The 15,443-nt window shown below is 67.4% G+C and carries 12 protein-coding genes; 9 read left to right on the plus strand and 3 right to left on the minus strand.

The features are described from left to right. Positions 1-26 precede the first annotated feature (26 nt). A complete protein-coding gene (locus NCCP691_RS18640) occupies positions 27-1,652 on the minus strand; it encodes an HAL/PAL/TAL family ammonia-lyase (RefSeq protein ID WP_220810122.1) in 1,626 nt (541 codons plus the stop codon). Between the two features lie 21 nt (positions 1,653-1,673). Continuing rightward, positions 1,674-2,879, minus strand: a complete 1,206-nt coding sequence (locus NCCP691_RS18645) for a urate hydroxylase PuuD (protein ID WP_220810074.1) — start codon at positions 2,877-2,879, stop codon at positions 1,674-1,676. A 206-nt stretch (positions 2,880-3,085) separates the two neighbouring features. On the opposite strand from NCCP691_RS18645, the gene NCCP691_RS18650 reads away from it, so the two are divergent. The 5 genes from NCCP691_RS18650 (at position 3,086) to NCCP691_RS18670 (ending at position 8,540) form a co-directional block, all read left to right on the plus strand. After that, positions 3,086-4,024, plus strand: a complete 939-nt coding sequence (locus NCCP691_RS18650) for a LysR family transcriptional regulator (protein ID WP_220810075.1) — start codon at positions 3,086-3,088, stop codon at positions 4,022-4,024. A 125-nt stretch (positions 4,025-4,149) separates the two neighbouring features. Continuing rightward, positions 4,150-5,115: an allantoinase PuuE gene (puuE, locus tag NCCP691_RS18655; protein ID WP_220810076.1), complete on the plus strand. Its 966-nt coding sequence runs from the start codon at positions 4,150-4,152 to the stop codon at positions 5,113-5,115. Next, positions 5,112-6,866 (plus strand): allantoate amidohydrolase, encoded by a 1,755-nt coding sequence (locus NCCP691_RS18660; protein WP_220810077.1) that lies wholly within the window; start codon positions 5,112-5,114, stop codon positions 6,864-6,866. The genes puuE and NCCP691_RS18660 overlap by 4 nt, the downstream gene beginning before the upstream one ends. Then, positions 6,866-8,218: an 8-oxoguanine deaminase gene (locus NCCP691_RS18665; RefSeq protein ID WP_220810078.1), complete on the plus strand. Its 1,353-nt coding sequence runs from the start codon at positions 6,866-6,868 to the stop codon at positions 8,216-8,218. Before NCCP691_RS18660 ends, NCCP691_RS18665 begins: the two co-directional genes overlap by 1 nt. Before the next feature lie 79 nt (positions 8,219-8,297). Further along, positions 8,298-8,540, plus strand: coding sequence for a hypothetical protein (locus tag NCCP691_RS18670; protein WP_220810079.1), 243 nt, complete (start codon positions 8,298-8,300; stop codon positions 8,538-8,540). A gap of 9 nt (positions 8,541-8,549) precedes the next feature. On the opposite strand, the gene NCCP691_RS18675 is transcribed toward NCCP691_RS18670, so the two are convergent. Then, entirely contained in the window at positions 8,550-9,815 is a 1,266-nt protein-coding gene (locus tag NCCP691_RS18675) for a glycerate kinase type-2 family protein (RefSeq protein ID WP_220810080.1), read from the minus strand. A 210-nt stretch (positions 9,816-10,025) separates the two neighbouring features. Between NCCP691_RS18675 and NCCP691_RS18680 the strand changes: the two genes are divergently transcribed. The 4 genes from NCCP691_RS18680 (at position 10,026) to NCCP691_RS18695 (ending at position 15,371) form a co-directional block, all read left to right on the plus strand. Next, positions 10,026-12,197, plus strand: coding sequence for a sensor histidine kinase (locus NCCP691_RS18680; protein ID WP_220810081.1), 2,172 nt, complete (start codon positions 10,026-10,028; stop codon positions 12,195-12,197). Between the two features lie 59 nt (positions 12,198-12,256). Further along, complete coding sequence (locus NCCP691_RS18685) at positions 12,257-12,958, plus strand: type 1 glutamine amidotransferase domain-containing protein (protein ID WP_220810082.1); 702 nt, start codon at positions 12,257-12,259, stop codon at positions 12,956-12,958. Positions 12,959-13,038: 80 nt separating this feature from the next. After that, positions 13,039-13,239, plus strand: a complete 201-nt coding sequence (locus NCCP691_RS18690; RefSeq protein ID WP_220810083.1) for a hypothetical protein — start codon at positions 13,039-13,041, stop codon at positions 13,237-13,239. 131 nt (positions 13,240-13,370) lie between these two features. Further along, on the plus strand, positions 13,371-15,371 hold the full coding sequence (locus tag NCCP691_RS18695; RefSeq protein WP_238482500.1) for a methyl-accepting chemotaxis protein: 2,001 nt from the start codon (positions 13,371-13,373) through the stop codon (positions 15,369-15,371). Positions 15,372-15,443 lie beyond the last annotated feature (72 nt).

Raw genomic sequence — 15,443 nt, forward strand, 5'->3', positions numbered from 1 at the left:
GGAACCCGCGCAGAGCTGTCCGAAGACTACGCCACCCGCCCCACCGCCTTCTCCACCGCCGCCCGCACCGTCCCCTCGAGCACGAAGGAACGCGCGGTGGCGATGTCGTCATGGAACCAGCGGTCGCCATCGAGGCAGGCCGGGATCTGCCGGCGGATTTCCTCATACGCCGCCTGCGTCCCCTGCCCCAGCACGAAGCCGGGCAGCAGCGACTCGGTCATGGTCAGGCCCTGCGCCGCCAGCAGCATTTCCACGCCGACGATGTACTGGGTGTTGGCCACGACCGTCGCCGCCTTGCGCGCGCACCAGGTGGAGTTGGAGATGTGGTCTTCGCTGTTGCCCTTGGCGGGGATGCTGTCGACGCTGCCGGGCATGCACAGCGTGCGGTTTTCCATCACCAGCGCGCTCATCGAGCACTGCACCACCGGGTAGCCGGTGTTGACGCCGCGGATGCCGGTCATCAGGTTGCGCGGCAGTCCCCATGAGAGGGTCGGGTCGATCAGCCTCGCGATGCGGCGCTCGCAGATGCTGCCGAGGTCGGCCACCGCCATCGCCAGCAGGTCCATCGCCTGCGCCAGGTACTGGCCGTGGAAATTGCCGCCGGAGATGATCTCGAAGCCGCCGCCGTCCTTGCCGAAGATCAGCGGGTTGTCGGTGGCGGAGTTGGTTTCCTTCGCAATGATGCCGTCGATGTAGTCGAGCGCATCGAACACCGGGCCGTAGACCTGCGGCGCGCAGCGCAGCGAATACACATCCTGTATGCGCGGGGTGTACGGGATGTCGGAGCGGCGCAGCTCTTCCGGGAACTGCACCGAACGTGCCTCGTGCGAGGTACGGGTCGAGCCCTGCAGCAGGCGGCGGATGATGGCCGCCGTCCTGATCTGGCCCGGATGCGGACGCGCGAGGTGGATGCGTTCGTCGAAGCCGGACATTTCCGCGCGCATCGCTTCCAGCGTCAGGCCGAGCGAGATGCAGGCGTCGGCCAGCAGCGCGCGCGCGTCATGCGCCGCGAGCGCGGCCACCGCGAGCGACACCGTGCAGCCGTTGATCAGGGCCGAGGCGTCCTTGGCCTTGAGTTCGAATTCCACCGGCGCGATGCCGGCCTGCGCGATCGCTTCCGGCGCGCTCATGCGCTTGCCCTGGTAGATCACTTCCGCCTGCGGGAAGCCGGCGATGGCCGCGCCCAGATAGGCCAGCGGCGCGAGGTCGCCGGACGCCCCGACCGAGCCCTTCTGCGGCATCACCGGGTGGATGCCGGCGTTGAGGAAGGCCAGCAGCCGGTCGACCACTTCCACCCGCGGCGCCGAGTAATTGGAGGCGAAGGCATTGGCGCGCAGCAGCATGGTGGCGCGGCTGACCTCTTCCGAAAACGGCTCGCCCATGCCGGCGGCGTGCGCCTTGATCATCTGGATCTGGAACAGGCCGATGTTCTCCACCTTGATGCGGGTGTCCTTGAGCAGGCCGACGCCGGTATTGAAGCTGTACATCATCGGCGCCTCGTCGTGCATCCAGGTCGCTTCGATGTAGTCGCGGCTTTCCTTGAGGGCGGCGCGGGAGGAATCGGCGAGGCCGACGCGGATGGAGGGGTCGCGGGCGACCGCGACGACCTGTTCCGGGGTGAGGGTGAAGCCGTCGATCAGTAGTGTGTTCATCATCAGGTATCGGGGATCAGATTATTTGGCGCCGGTCTCGAACCATTGTGCAACCAGCGCGCGTTCGTCATCGGTCATGCCGGTCAGGTTCCCGATCGGCATGGCCTTGAGCTGCACCGTCTGCTGGTAGACCTTTTGCGCATGCTGGCGCAACAGTTCGGGCGTGTGCAGCATGACGCCGGCCGGGGCGGAGGCAAATCCCGGCTGGGTCGGCTTGTCCGAATGGCAGACCGCGCAGCGCTGCGCGATCACCTGCTGCAGCCTGGCGGTGTCCACCGGCTGCGCGCCGGCAGACTGCAGTGCCGGCCTGGGCGCGATCGCAATGGCCAGGCCGAGCAGCAGCGCCACGCCTGCCGCCGGATAGCCCCAGGCGATGCGGCCCTTGTGCTTCAGGTTGAAGAAATGACGGATCAGCACGCCGGCCGCCATGATCACCGCCAGCACCAGCCAGTTGTACGGGTGGTTGTAGGTCATCGCATAGTGGTTGCTGATCATGATGAACAGCACCGGCAGCGTGAAGTAGTTGTTGTGCACGCTGCGCTGCTTGCCGCGCTGGCCGTAGACGGGATCGGGCGACTTCCCCGCCTTCATCGCATCGACCATCCTGCGCTGGCCGGGGATGATCACCATCAGCACGTTGGCGACCATGATGGTGCCGATCATCGCGCCCACGTGCAGATAGGCGGCGCGGCCCGACAGCAGCTTGGACAGCACGAAGGCGGCCAGCACGATCAGCGCATACATGACGATGCCGAGCAGCCCTTCCCGCTTGCCGAGCGGCGAGCGGCACAGCAGGTCGTACACGGTCCAGCCGACGACCAGGGTGCCGAGGCCGATGGCGATCGCCTGCCACGGCGCGAGATCGGCGACCGAGCGGTCGATCATCATCGCCGAGGCATTGAAGTAATAGACGATGAACAGCAGCGCAAAGCCCGACAGCCAGGTGCTGTAGGCCTCCCACTTGAACCAGTGCAGTTCCTGCGGCAGGTGCCTGGGCGCGACCAGGTATTTCTGCGGGTTGTAGAAGCCGCCGCCGTGGACCGCCCAGAGTTCGCCCGAGACACCGGCCTTTTCCAGGTCGGAGCCGGGCCGGGGCGGGCGGATGGAATTGTCGAGCCAGACGAAATAGAAGGAAGCGCCGATCCAGGCGATGCCGGTGATCAGGTGCAGCCAGCGCACCAGCAGATTGAGCCAGTCAATGCCGTAATTGAGCAGCAAAGCTTCCATGCATTCCTCTTGCGAAAGGTGTGAAAGCTCGTCTGCCTCCGCGGGCGCTTCAGACGAGGGGGAAGGAGATTCCCGTGCGGTCGCGAACTTTGAAAGCTCCGCTGCGACCATGATGACGATGTCGGAAAGATAGCGTTTCCCTCTAGCTCGCGACATCGGCCTTCAAGTATATTTCAAATACGCGAGCCGATATAAGAGGAAAAGCAATGGCAGGTCTGCCGGATCACCTGGACATCCACCTGATACGAATTCTGTACCTGCTGTTGTCTGAAAAGAATGTCTCCCGCGTCGCGCTCAAGCTGAACCAGCCGCAGCCTTCGATCTCGGCTTCACTGCGCAAGCTGCGCGAGCTGACCGGCGACCCGCTGCTGGTGCGCGGCGCGCGCGGCATGGTGCCGACCCAGCACGGCGAGAGCCTGATGAAGCCGGCCAAGCGCATCCTCGACGAGGCCGAACGGCTGTTCACGCAGAAGGTGGCCTTTGCGCCCCAGCAGCAGGCCCGCACCTTCCATATCGCCGCGCCCGACTATCTCGACACCCAGTTCCTGCCGAGCGTGGTGGCGGCGGTGCGGCGCGAGTCGCCGAAGAGCCGGGTGGTGATCCACAGCCTCGGACCGGAAATCAACTATCTCAAGCTGCTGTCCGACGGCGACCTCGACATCGTCATCGCCAACTGGGACGAGCCGCCGGCACACCTGCACATGTCCAAGCTGTTCGAGGACGAGATCGCCTGCATGATGCGGGCCGACTGCGCCTATGCGCTGCGCACCGACTCCGACAAGATGAGCCTGCAGGACTATCTGTCGCTGCCGCATGTGGCGCCGTCGCAGATCCTGCCCGGCTACTCCGGCGTGATCGAGACCTGGCTGGAACGACAGGGCATGCAGCGCAACGTGGTGATCGAGTGCGCATATTTCGGCATGATCCCCTACATGCTCACCCGCAGCGACCTGGTACTGACCACTGGCCGCCAGTTCATGCGCTTCTATGAAAAAAGCCTGCCGCTGAAGATTTTCAAGGTGCCGCTCAAGCTGCCGCCGATGCGCTTCTACCAGCTGTGGCACCAGCGGGTGCACCAGGCGCCGGAGCACAAGTGGCTGCGCGAACTGGTCGGCGCCACCGCACGCAGCATATTGACAAGATAGCACTCCACCAGGCGCCCTATATCGGCGCCCCGAAAAGCATTATCAGCCGTTTCATATATCCGGGGCGCCGCCAGGCCTTACCATCCAACATCGACCCTGCGTCCCATCCAGCACGAGGCCCGACCTTGTCCGACACCTACCGCAACTATCCCCGCGATCTCAAGGGCTACGGCCCCAATCCGCCGCATGCCCGCTGGCCGGGCGGCGCCCGCGTCGCCGTCCAGTTCGTGCTCAACTACGAGGAAGGCGGCGAGAACTGCGTGCTGCACGGCGACCGCGCATCCGAGACCTTCCTGTCCGAAATCATCGGCGCGCAGGCCTTCGAGATGCGGCACATGAGCATGGAGTCGATCTATGAATACGGCTCGCGCGCCGGGCTGTGGCGGCTGCTGCGCATGTTCGAGGAACGCGGCATGCCGCTCACCGTCTTCGGCGTGGCGATGGCGCTCAGGCGCAATCCGGAAGCGGTCGACGCCTTTGTCCGTCTCGGCCACGAGATCGCCTGCCACGGCCTGCGCTGGATCAGCTACCAGCAGGTGGACGAGGAAACCGAGCGCGCCCACATGCGCGAGGCGGTGCAGATCATTCGCGAGCTGACCGGCGAGGCCCCGCTCGGCTGGTACACCGGACGCGACTCGCCCAATACCCGGCGGCTGGTGATGGAGCACGGCGGCTTCCTGTACGACGCCGACTATTACGGCGACGACCTGCCGTTCTGGGAAAAAGTGGACTTCACCGATGCCGATGGCCGGCAGCGCAGCGAACCGCAGCTGATCGTGCCCTATACGCTGGACGCCAACGACATGCGCTTCGCCGCCGCGCAGGGCTTCAATTCCGGGACGCAGTTCTTCGACTATCTGAAGGATGCCTTCGACGTGCTGTACGAGGAAGGCGACCCCGACGGCCTCGACCGGCCGAAGATGATGTCGGTCGGCCTGCATTGCCGCCTCGTCGGCCGTCCCGGACGCGCCGCGGCGCTGGCGCGCTTTCTCGATTATGTGCAGTCGCACGACAAGGTCTGGGTCGCGCGCCGCATCGACATCGCCCGCCACTGGCGCGACACCCACCCGTACACGGAGCCGTCCGCATGAGCCTCACCCTCGACCAGCTCAATCGCTGCGCGCCGGACGAATTCGCCGCGGCACTGCATGGCATCTATGAACACTCGCCGTGGATTCCACAGCGGGCGGCGGCGCGGCGGCCCTTCGCCACCCTGACCGCGCTCAAACAGGCGCTGCAGCAGGCGGTGACGGATGCCGGCGAGGAAGCGCAGCTCGCGCTGCTGCGGGCGCACCCGGAGCTGGCGGGCAAGGCGGCGATTGCCGGCGAACTCACCCGCGAGTCGACCGGCGAGCAGGCCAGGGCCGGACTCAATCTCTGCAGTCCGGAGGAGTACGCCACCCTGCACCGCCTGAACGCCGCCTACAACGAGAAATTCGGCTTTCCCTTCATCCTCGCGGTCAAGGGTCCGCTCGGGCGCGGACTGACGCGGCAGCAGATTATCGACACGTTTTCGCGGCGGCTGGACAACGGCCGCGCCAACGAACTGGCCGAAGCGCTGCGCCAGGTCCACCGCATCGCCGAAATCCGGCTCAACGACCTGCTCGGCCACGTGCCCGCGCTCGGCAACCAGATCATGGAGTGGGCCGAGATCATCGGCGCCTGGAGCGACGACCTCGACGGCCTGACCTGCGCCTACATGACGGCCGCTCACCGCAAGACCGCCGCGCAGCTCGCGACCTGGATGCGCGAGGCCGGCATGGACGTGCGCATCGATGCCGTCGGCAATGTGACCGGCCGCTACGCGGCGGAAGACCCGGCGGCGAAAACCCTGATGACCGGCTCCCACTACGACACGGTGCGCAACGGCGGCAAGTACGACGGCCGCGAAGGCATCCTGCTGCCGATCGCCGTCGTGAAGCATCTGCATGAACGCGGCGAGCGCCTGCCCTTCCACCTGGAGATCGTCGGTTTCGCCGAGGAGGAAGGCGTGCGCTTCCGCAGCACTTTCCTCGGCAGCAATGCTATCGCCGGCCGCTTCGACATGTCGCTGCTGGAACAGAAGGATGCCGACGGTGTCACCATGCGCGCGGCGCTGCTCGATGCCGGCCATGACCCGGACGAGATACCGTTCGCCGCGCGCCGCCCGGAGGACCTGCTCGGCTTCGTCGAAGTGCATATCGAACAGGGACCGGTGCTGCTCGAGCGCGGCCTGCCTGTCGGCGTCGTCAGTTCGATCGCGGGCAGCTGCCGCTACCTGATCGAGCTGACGGGCGTCGCCAGCCATGCCGGCACCACGCCGATGGGCATGCGCCGCGACGCCGCGACAGCGGCGGCGGAAATCATTCTTGCCGTCGAGCGCCGCTGCAGCGGCACGCCTTCGCTGGTCGGCACCGTCGGGCAGCTGCAGGTGCCGGGCGGCTCGGTCAACGTGGTGCCGGGCGCCTGCCGGTTTTCGCTCGACGTGCGCGCGGCCGACGACGCCGCGCGCGACGCTGCGGTCGCGGACATCCTGCGCGACGCCGAAGCGATCTGCACGCGGCGCGGCGTCGGCATGCAGCGCGAACTGCTGCTGCGCGCCGCGGCCGTGCCCTGCGCGCCCCGGCTGATGACGCAGCTGGCGGAGTCCACCCGCCGCGCCGGCGTCGAGGTGCTGCAGCTGAGTTCGGGCGCCGGCCATGATGCGATGGCGATGGCGGCGATCACCGACGTGGCGATGCTGTTCACCCGCTGCGGCAACGGCGGCATCAGTCACAATCCGCTGGAGACGATGACCGCCGACGATGCCGAACTGTCGGCCCGGGTCTTCCTCGATTTCCTGCGCCATCTTCGGGCGGATTGATGGGGACGCTGCTGGTCCGCAATGCGCGGGTGCTGGTGACGATGGATGCGCAGCGGCGCGAAATCGCCGACGGCGCGGTCTTCATCCGCGATAACGTGATCGAGCAGGTGGGCGCCAGCGCCAACCTGCCGCAGCAGGCGGACGAGGTGATCGACGCCGGCCGGCACGTCGTGCTGCCGGGCCTGGTCAATACCCATCATCACATGTACCAGAGCCTGACGCGTGCATTGCCCGCCGCGCAGGATGCCGAACTGTTCGACTGGCTGCAGGCGCTCTACCCGGTGTGGGCCGGCCTGCGGCCCGAGATGCTCAGGGTGGCGACGCTGACCGCGATGACCGAACTGCTGCTGTCGGGCTGCACCACCAGCAGCGATCATCTCTATCTCTTTCCGAACGGCTGCCGGCTCGAGGACAGCATCGAGGCCGCGCAGCGGATCGGCATGCGCTTCCATGCCACGCGCGGCGCAATGAGCGTCGGCCGCTCTCAGGGCGGCCTGCCGCCCGACAGCCTGGTCGAGGATGAAGCGGCTATCCTGAAGGACAGCCAGCGCCTGATCGAAACCTGGCACGATTCGCGCCGCCACGCGATGCTGCGCATCGCGCTCGCCCCCTGCTCACCGTTCTCGGTGTCGCGGGACCTGATGCGCGAGGCGGCGGCGATGGCGCGCCACTATGGCGTCGGCCTGCACACGCATCTCGCGGAAAACGCGAGCGACGTCGCCTACAGCCGCGAAAAATTCAACATGACGCCGGCCGAGTATGCGGAATCCTGCGGCTGGGTCGGCCCGGACGTCTGGCATGCGCACTGCGTGCAGCTCGACGAGCATGGGATCGACTTGTTCGCCCGCACCGGCACCGGCGTCGCCCACTGCCCCTGCTCCAACATGCGTCTCGCCTCGGGCATCGCGCCGGTGCGCCGCATGCACGAGCGCGGCGTGGCGGTCGGCCTCGGCGTCGACGGGTCCGCCTCCAACGACGGCGCGCACATGCTCGGCGAAGCGCGGCAGGCGATGCTGCTGCAGCGGGTCGGTTTCGGGCCCGACGCGATGAGCGCGCGGCAGGCGCTGGAGCTGGCGACCCTCGGCGGCGCCCGGGTGCTCGGCCGCGACGACATCGGCGCGCTCGCACCCGGCATGTCGGCCGATCTCGTGATGTTCAGCCTCGACGGCATCGGCTTCGCGGGCGCCCTGCACGACCCGGTCGCGGCGCTGGTTTTCTGCCCGCCGGCGAACGTGGATTGCAGTATCGTCAACGGCAGGGTCGTGGTGCGGGAGGGCCGCTGCGTGACGGTCGAGACCGGCGTCCTGCTGGAACAGCATCAGCACTGCGCGATGGCGCTGGCCAGCGGCTGACCGGGGCAGATTTTCCTGTAGGAATTTTTATGCCGAATCGATAAAATGGCGGAAGTGACATCTTCTTCCGAACGAGAACGTGAGCAGCATCGGGCCCTCCTCCTCCATCAGCAAGATCGCCGGCGACCTTTTGCAGCTTGACCAGCAGCGCCGCCAGCAGATCGACCTCCACCTGCAGGTATCCGAATCGACCCGGCGCGTGCGCGACCAGGCGGTCGACCAGAGCATGGCGGCCATCACCAAGCAGGCGCAACTGGTCCAGGAAGTCAAGGAAGCCGGCGTGCAGACGCGCGCACGCGGCAGCATCGACGTCTGGGCCTGACAAGGCCGGTCAGAGAATCAGCAGCGCGCGGAAATCGTTGACGTTGGTCCGCGTCGGACCGCTGACCACCAGATCGCCGAGCGCCTCGAAGTAGCCGTAGCCGTCGTTATCGTCCAGCATCGCGCGTGCGCGTAAGCCGAGCGCGCGCGCCCTCTCCCCCGAATCGGGCGCATACAGCGCGCCCGCGTTGTCTTCCGAGCCGTCGATGCCGTCGGTATCGCAGGCAATCGCATGCACCCCCGGCATGCCGTCGAGCGCGGCGGCCAGACTCAGCAGGAATTCCGCATTGCGTCCGCCGCGCCCCTTGCCGCGCACCGTGACCGTGGTCTCGCCGCCGGAAATCAGCACGCAGGGTTTGGCGAACGGCTGTGCGCGCAGCGCGACCTGGCGCGCGATCGCCGCATGCACCCGGCCGACGTCGCGCGCCTCGCCCTCGATGTCGTCCGAGAGAATGTGCGCGGCGATGCCGGCTTCGCGCGCGACCTGCGCCGCCGCCTCCAGTGCCTGCTGGGCACTGGCGATCACATGGTGTTCATGGCCGGCGAAACGCGGATCGCCGGGCTTGGGCGTCTCGGCCGCGAGCGATTGCAGGTGCTGCAGCACCTCGGAAGGCACCTCGATGGCGTACTTGCGGAGAATGGCTAGCGCGTCGGTGCTGGTACCCGGGTCGGGCAGCGTGGGGCCGCTGGCGATCACGCCGGGATCGTCCCCCGGCACGTCCGATATCAGCAACGTGACGACCCGCGCCGGCGCACAGGCCAGCGCGAGCCGCCCGCCCTTGATCGCAGACAGATGCTTGCGCACGCAATTCATCTCGCCGATGTTGGCGCCGCTCCTGAGCAGCGCGCGGTTGATCGCCTGTTTCTGTTCCAGCGTGATGCCCGGCGCCGGCAGCGCCAGCAGCGCGGAACCGCCGCCGGAGATCAGGCACAGCACCAGATCGTCCTCGCCGAGGCCCCGCACCATGTCCATGATGCGCTGCGCCGCCTGCCTGCCCGCCGCGTCCGGCACCGGATGCGCGGCTTCCACCACTTCGATGCGCCGGCAGTCGCTGCCGTGTCCGTAGCGGGTGACCACGAGACCGGAGAGCTCGCCGCGCCAGTGCTCCTCGACGGTTTTCGCCATCGAGGCGGCCGCCTTGCCGGCGCCGATGACCAGCGTGCGGCCCCGCGGCGGCGGCGGCAGGTAAGGCGGCAGGCAGCGCTGCGGGCTGACCGCGCCGACGGCGGCGGCATACATGTCGAGCAGGAGACGCCGGGGATCGATGTTCGTCATCTGTGTGGTCTGGTGGCCGGGGATGCCACATTGTACTCATGCCCCGGGGTAAGCGCGCGCGCCCCTCGCGCCGTCCGCGCACTCCCCCGTGCGCTACATATTGCGTAACGTCAATGATGCCGATGAATCTCCTGCCCTGCCGCATCTTCGGGGCGACCGGTGGCAGAATGCGTATAAACTTTCTCCAACATTCGAAGCCGGACCGGGTCAATGGGCAACTGGAAACGTTTTTTCTCGTCACTGCTGACGTCCACCGCATGGTGGTCCGGCGTTGCGGTCTCCCTCGTCCTCTATCTCGTCGTCGCGCGCGTGGTGGAGGACAAGAATCAGGCGCAGTTCGACTTGCAGGCCGATAATTCGCGGCTCGCGGTACAGACCCGGGTGCGCGCTTATGTCGACCTGCTGCGGGGCGCCAGCGCCGTGTTTTCCTCGGGCCATCCTGTCGGCCGCGATACCTTCCGCGCCTACGTCGCCCAGCTCGACCTGAAGCAGAGCTTTCCCGGCATCGAGAACCTCAATTTCGCAGCGCGGGTGAGCGCCGCGGACAAGGATGCCTTCATCGACGCCGTGCGCAGTGACCGCAGCGTCCGCGCCGAGGGACATCCCGGCTTCGACATCCTGCCTCCCGGCGAACGCGATGAATACCATGTGCTGACCTATCTCGAGCCGATGGAAGGCAACGAGCAGGCCTTCGGGCTGGACCTGGGCGCCACCGCCGCGGTCGGGAATACGCTCGCCGTGTCGCGCGATTCCGGACAGCCGGCGTCATCCGTCCGCCTGATCCGCATCGGCGGACCCGACAATTACGCCGGCATCGCGATCCGCATGCCGGTCTACCGGGGCGACATGCCGACCGGCAGCGTGGCCGAGCGGCGCGCGGCCTACTACGGTTCGGTCGGCGCCGGCATCAATCTCAACCTGCTGATGGCGGGGGCCGTGGACCAGCAGACCTGGCGCAAGATGCGCATCCGGCTCTTCAACGGCCACGCCGGCAGGCCCGAGGCAGGCGGGGCGGGCGACGACCATCGCATGCTGTTCGACAGCACGCCCTCGCGGCCGGCGCCCGGCGCCGGCATGCATGTCAAGCGCGTCTCGATGAACATCGGCCCGCGCGTCTGGGAAGCCGAGTTCAGCGCGCCGCGCGACGCCTTCGCCACCCGCTTCGATACCTGGCTGCCGTGGATCATGCTCATCGCCGGCCTGCTCGGCACCACGCTGCTCTACTGCATCTACTACTCGATGCGCTCGGCGCGCGGGCGCGCCGTCGATCTGGCGCGCGAGATGACGCGCGATCTGCGCAACAGCGAAGCCAGCCTGGCCGAGGCGCAGCACATGGCGCACCTCGGCAGCTGGACGCTGGAGCCGAATACCCGGGTCATGAACTGGTCCGCGGAGACCGGACGCATCTTCGGCATGAGCCATTACCGCGCCGAACAGCAGTACGACGACTTCCTGCGTCGCGTGCATGCGGATGACCGGCAGTTCGCGCGCGCCGGGCTGAACCGCGCGCTGGCGGGCGAGGAAGAGTTCAATGCCGAGCTGCGCATCTGCCGGCTCGACGGCGCGGTGCGCTGGGTGCAGCTCATCGCCCGGCTGGGCAGCGATGAACGGACGCCGCTCCTGCGCGGCACCATCATGGATATCAACGACCGCAAGGAGACGGTGGAGGCCCTCCACCGCTCGCGCGAGCTGCTGCGGGAGCTGACGGCCTACCAGGACCGGGTCAAGGAAGAAGAGCGCAAGCGCATCGCGCGCGAGATCCACGACGAGCTGGGACAGACGCTGCTGGCGCTGCGCATCGACGTCTCGATGCTCGAGGCGCGCACCGCGCGCAGCCATCCTCGCCTGCACGACAAGGTGCGCAGCGCGCTCGGGCAGATCGACGCCACCGTCAAGACCATCCGCACCATCATCAACAACCTGCGTCCGGCGGTGCTCGATCTCGGTCTGACCGCCGCCTTCGAATGGCAGGTGAACGAATTCCGCCGGCGCAGCGGCATCGGCTGCGAACTGCGCATGAGCGGCCAGGAACTCGAGGTCGACGACACCCTCGCCACCTCGCTGTTCCGCATCCTGCAGGAATCGCTGACCAACGTGATACGGCACGCCAACGCCAGCTATGTCCTGGTCGACCTCTACCAGGACGAAGGGCGGCTGGTGCTCAAGATCACCGACAACGGCATCGGCCTGCTGCCCGGCCCGCGCAAGCGCGGCAATTCCTTTGGCCTGATCGGCGTGGAGGAGCGGGTGCATGCGCTCAACGGCGAATTCAGGATCAGCAGCGCGCCGGGCAAGGGCACGACACTGATCATCCAGATCCCGCTCGTCTCCCCCGAGACGCAGGCGCCGGCCAGGCTGGGCGTGGGAGCGGCCCAGGGCTGAACTTTCCCGCCGCGCGCGCAATCTGACCAGTCGCATTGACAACCCGACAAGGAAAGAGAATGAATATCCTGTTCGTCCTCACATCGCACGACAAGCTCGGCGACACCGGCAAGAAAACCGGCTTCTGGCTGGAGGAATTCGCCGCGCCCTACTATGTGTTCAAGGATGCCGGCGCCCACATCACGCTCGCCTCGCCCAGGGGCGGCCAGCCGCCGCTCGACCCCAAGAGCGATGAACCCGACGCCCAGACCGAAGCCACCCGCCGCTTCCGCGAAGACAAGGAAGCACAGCAGGCGCTGGCCAATACCGTGCTGCTGTCGAGCGTCTCGCACGAGGAGTTCGACGCCGTGTTCTATCCCGGCGGCCACGGCCCCTTGTGGGACCTGTCGGAGGACGCCGATTCGCTGACCATGATCCAGAGCATGTTCGCCGCCGGCAAGCCGGTCGCCGCGGTCTGCCACGCGCCTGGGGTGCTGCGCAATGCGCGGCTGCACAACGGCAAGCCGCTCGTGGAAGGCAGGCGGGTCACCGGCTTCACCAACACCGAGGAAGAGGCGGTGCAGCTGACCAAGGTGGTTCCCTTCCTGGTGGAAGACGCGCTCAAGCAATGCGGCGGCATCTTCTCGCGCGGTCCCGACTGGGCTTCCTACGTGCAGGTCGACGGCCTCCTGGTCACCGGCCAGAATCCGGCTTCCTCGGTGGAAGCGGCGCAGGCCGTGATCAAACTGATCGCCGAGCAGAAGCAGGACAAGAAAATCTGAATCGGCCGAACTCCCTCTCTTGCCAGTTCTCTAACCTGTCCCGCGCTCCCCGACGGAGCGCAGCAACATAGGAGCATGCAATGAGAATGAACCATCCCAACCGCGACCGGCAACAGGCGGCGGACCGATTCGAGATGCAGCAGAAACAGTCCGGCGACCAGCACATCCTGCCGGCGGACGAGCCGGACGAGGATCCGCACCGTCCGCACCGCATCAGCCGGGAAGACATGCAGAAGCTGCGGCCGGCGGATGCGGATCCGGATGATCCGGCTACGCCGTAGTCCACGGCCTGACCAGGAAGACGGGCAGCCCAGGCTGCCCGTTTTGCATTTCCGGATACGCATTTTGTCGTATTGCCTAACCGCAATCTTTGCGCTACCTTGCACGGTCCGCAATTCCGTTCCAGAGTACCGTGCAAAACCTTCGCAGCTCGTCCGCCGGCATCGCCGGCGTCATCTCCCGCCCTGCCGCCGCCTGGACCGTCGGCGCCCGCCTCACAGCCTTCACCATTGCGCTCGCGGCCCTGCTGTTCGTGCTGTTCATCGTCTTCATCGCCCATACCGCTTCGACGGCGCTGGAAAAGCGCTCGCAGGAGCTGGTCGAGGCCCAGGCGGCGGGCGTGACGCAGATGCTCGAGACGTCCAGCCGGACCCAGCTCGCGGTGGTGGCGCGCTATGCGCAGATTTTCGCGCAGCAGCTGCCGGGCAGCTTCAGCCTCGACGGCGCCAACGAGATCGATACCGGCGGCACCATGGCGCCGGTGCTCGCGCATGATGGCGCGCCGCTCAACCTCGACTTCAGCGCGGTGGACAGGTTCACCCAGCTCACCGGCGGCAATGCGACCGTGTTCGCGCGCAAGGGCGACGACTTCATCCGCGTCAGCACCTCGGTCAAGAAGGCGGACGGCAACCGCGCGGTCGGCACCAGCCTCGGCAGCACGCACCCGGCCCATGCCGCGATCCTGCAGGGGCAGACCTACCGCGGCATGGCGGTCCTGTTCGGCAAGCCCCACGTGACCGAGTACATGCCCATCCGGGACGGCGCGGGCAAGGTGATCGGCATCCTGTACGTCGGCATCGACATTTCGGCCGATGTCGCCCTGCTCAAGGACAGGGTGAAGCAATTGCGGGTGGGCGAGTCGGGCTACTTCTTCATCCTCGACGCCAGGCGCGGCGACGGCCTGGGCACCTTCCTGGTGCATCCGTCGCTGCAGGGGCAGAAGGGACTGGCCTTGCGCGACGCCGACGGCGGCGAATACATCCGCGGGATGCTGGAAGCCGGCCAGGGCACGATGCGGCTGACGCTGGCGGACGGCGAGAACGGGGCGGCGCGCGCGCAGCGGGTCGCCTACCAGACCAGCAAGGACTGGCAATGGACCATCGCGGGCGTGGCCTACGACGACGAAATCGCGGCGGAAGTGGACCGCCTGCGCGCGATAGCGATCGCGACCGGCGCGCTCGCGCTGCTGGGATTCGCCGCCGCGCTGCTGCTGATCGTGCGCCGCACCGTGTCGCGGCCGCTGGCGGCGGCCACCGAGGCGGCGGAAAGGCTGGCCGCCGGCGACCTCACCGTGCGCCTCGAGATCGCGCGCCACGACGAGATCGGCCGGCTGATGGGCGCGATGAATGGCATCAGCCAGGGCCTGTCGTCGATGGTGGCGACCATCCGCCGCGGCACCGAGGACGTCAGCAGCGCCTCGGCGCAGATCGCGACCGGCAACCAGGACCTTTCCGCCCGCACCGAGCAGCAATCCTCGGCGCTGGCGCAGACCGCCGCCTCGATGGAAGAGCTGACGGCATCGGTCGCGCAGAACGCGGACCATGCTCGCCAGGCAAACGACCTCGCCGCCTCCGCCTCGTCCATCGCCGAGCAAGGCGGCGAAGTCGTGTCGCAGGTGGTCGACACCATGGGCTCGATCGCGGATTCCTCGCGCCGCATCGTCGACATCATCGGCGTCATCGACGGCATCGCCTTCCAGACCAATATCCTCGCGCTGAACGCGGCGGTGGAAGCGGCGCGCGCCGGCGAACTCGGCCGCGGCTTCGCGGTGGTGGCGTCGGAGGTGCGCTCGCTGGCGCAGCGTTCGGCGGCGGCGGCCAGGGAAATCAAGGCCCTGATCGACGACTCGGCGGGCAAGGTCGATACCGGCAGCAAGCTGGTCGGCGATGCCGGCCGCACCATGGAGGACGTGGTGGAGAGCGTGCGCAAGGTGTCCGCCATCATGGCCGAGATCACCTCCGCCACCGCGGAACAGCGCCAGGGCATCGGCCAGGTCAACGATGCGATGATCGGCATGGAGCAGGTGACGCGCCAGAATGCCGCCATGGTCGAGGAAGCGGCGGCGGCGGCGCAGGCCATGCAGCAGCAGGCGGCCCGGCTGGCGGAGGCGGTCAGCGTGTTCAGGCTGGGCTGATCCGGCTCACTGCCGCCGTCCAGGCGGTGCAGGCTCCGCGCCCGCATCGCCGTCTTCGGGCGGCGCCGCCTT

The sequence above is a fragment of the Noviherbaspirillum aridicola genome (assembly GCF_019656455.1).
In the GTDB taxonomy this organism is placed as follows: Bacteria; Pseudomonadota; Gammaproteobacteria; order Burkholderiales; family Burkholderiaceae_D; genus Noviherbaspirillum; species Noviherbaspirillum aridicola.

Bases quoted from the DNA above. Each gene is read 5' to 3' on its own strand.
- NCCP691_RS18680 (WP_220810081.1), top strand. From the start codon at position 10,026: ATGGGCAACTGGAAACGTTTTTTCTCGTCACTGCTGACGTCCACCGCA.
- NCCP691_RS18685 (WP_220810082.1), top strand. From the start codon at position 12,257: ATGAATATCCTGTTCGTCCTCACATCGCACGACAAGCTCGGCGACACC.
- NCCP691_RS18650 (WP_220810075.1), top strand. From the start codon at position 3,086: ATGGCAGGTCTGCCGGATCACCTGGACATCCACCTGATACGAATTCTG.
- NCCP691_RS18660 (WP_220810077.1), top strand. From the start codon at position 5,112: ATGAGCCTCACCCTCGACCAGCTCAATCGCTGCGCGCCGGACGAATTC.
- NCCP691_RS18645 (WP_220810074.1), bottom strand. From the start codon at position 2,879: ATGGAAGCTTTGCTGCTCAATTACGGCATTGACTGGCTCAATCTGCTG.
- NCCP691_RS18675 (WP_220810080.1), bottom strand. From the start codon at position 9,815: ATGACGAACATCGATCCCCGGCGTCTCCTGCTCGACATGTATGCCGCC.
- NCCP691_RS18665 (WP_220810078.1), top strand. From the start codon at position 6,866: ATGGGGACGCTGCTGGTCCGCAATGCGCGGGTGCTGGTGACGATGGAT.
- NCCP691_RS18690 (WP_220810083.1), top strand. From the start codon at position 13,039: ATGAGAATGAACCATCCCAACCGCGACCGGCAACAGGCGGCGGACCGA.
- NCCP691_RS18640 (WP_220810122.1), bottom strand. From the start codon at position 1,652: ATGAACACACTACTGATCGACGGCTTCACCCTCACCCCGGAACAGGTC.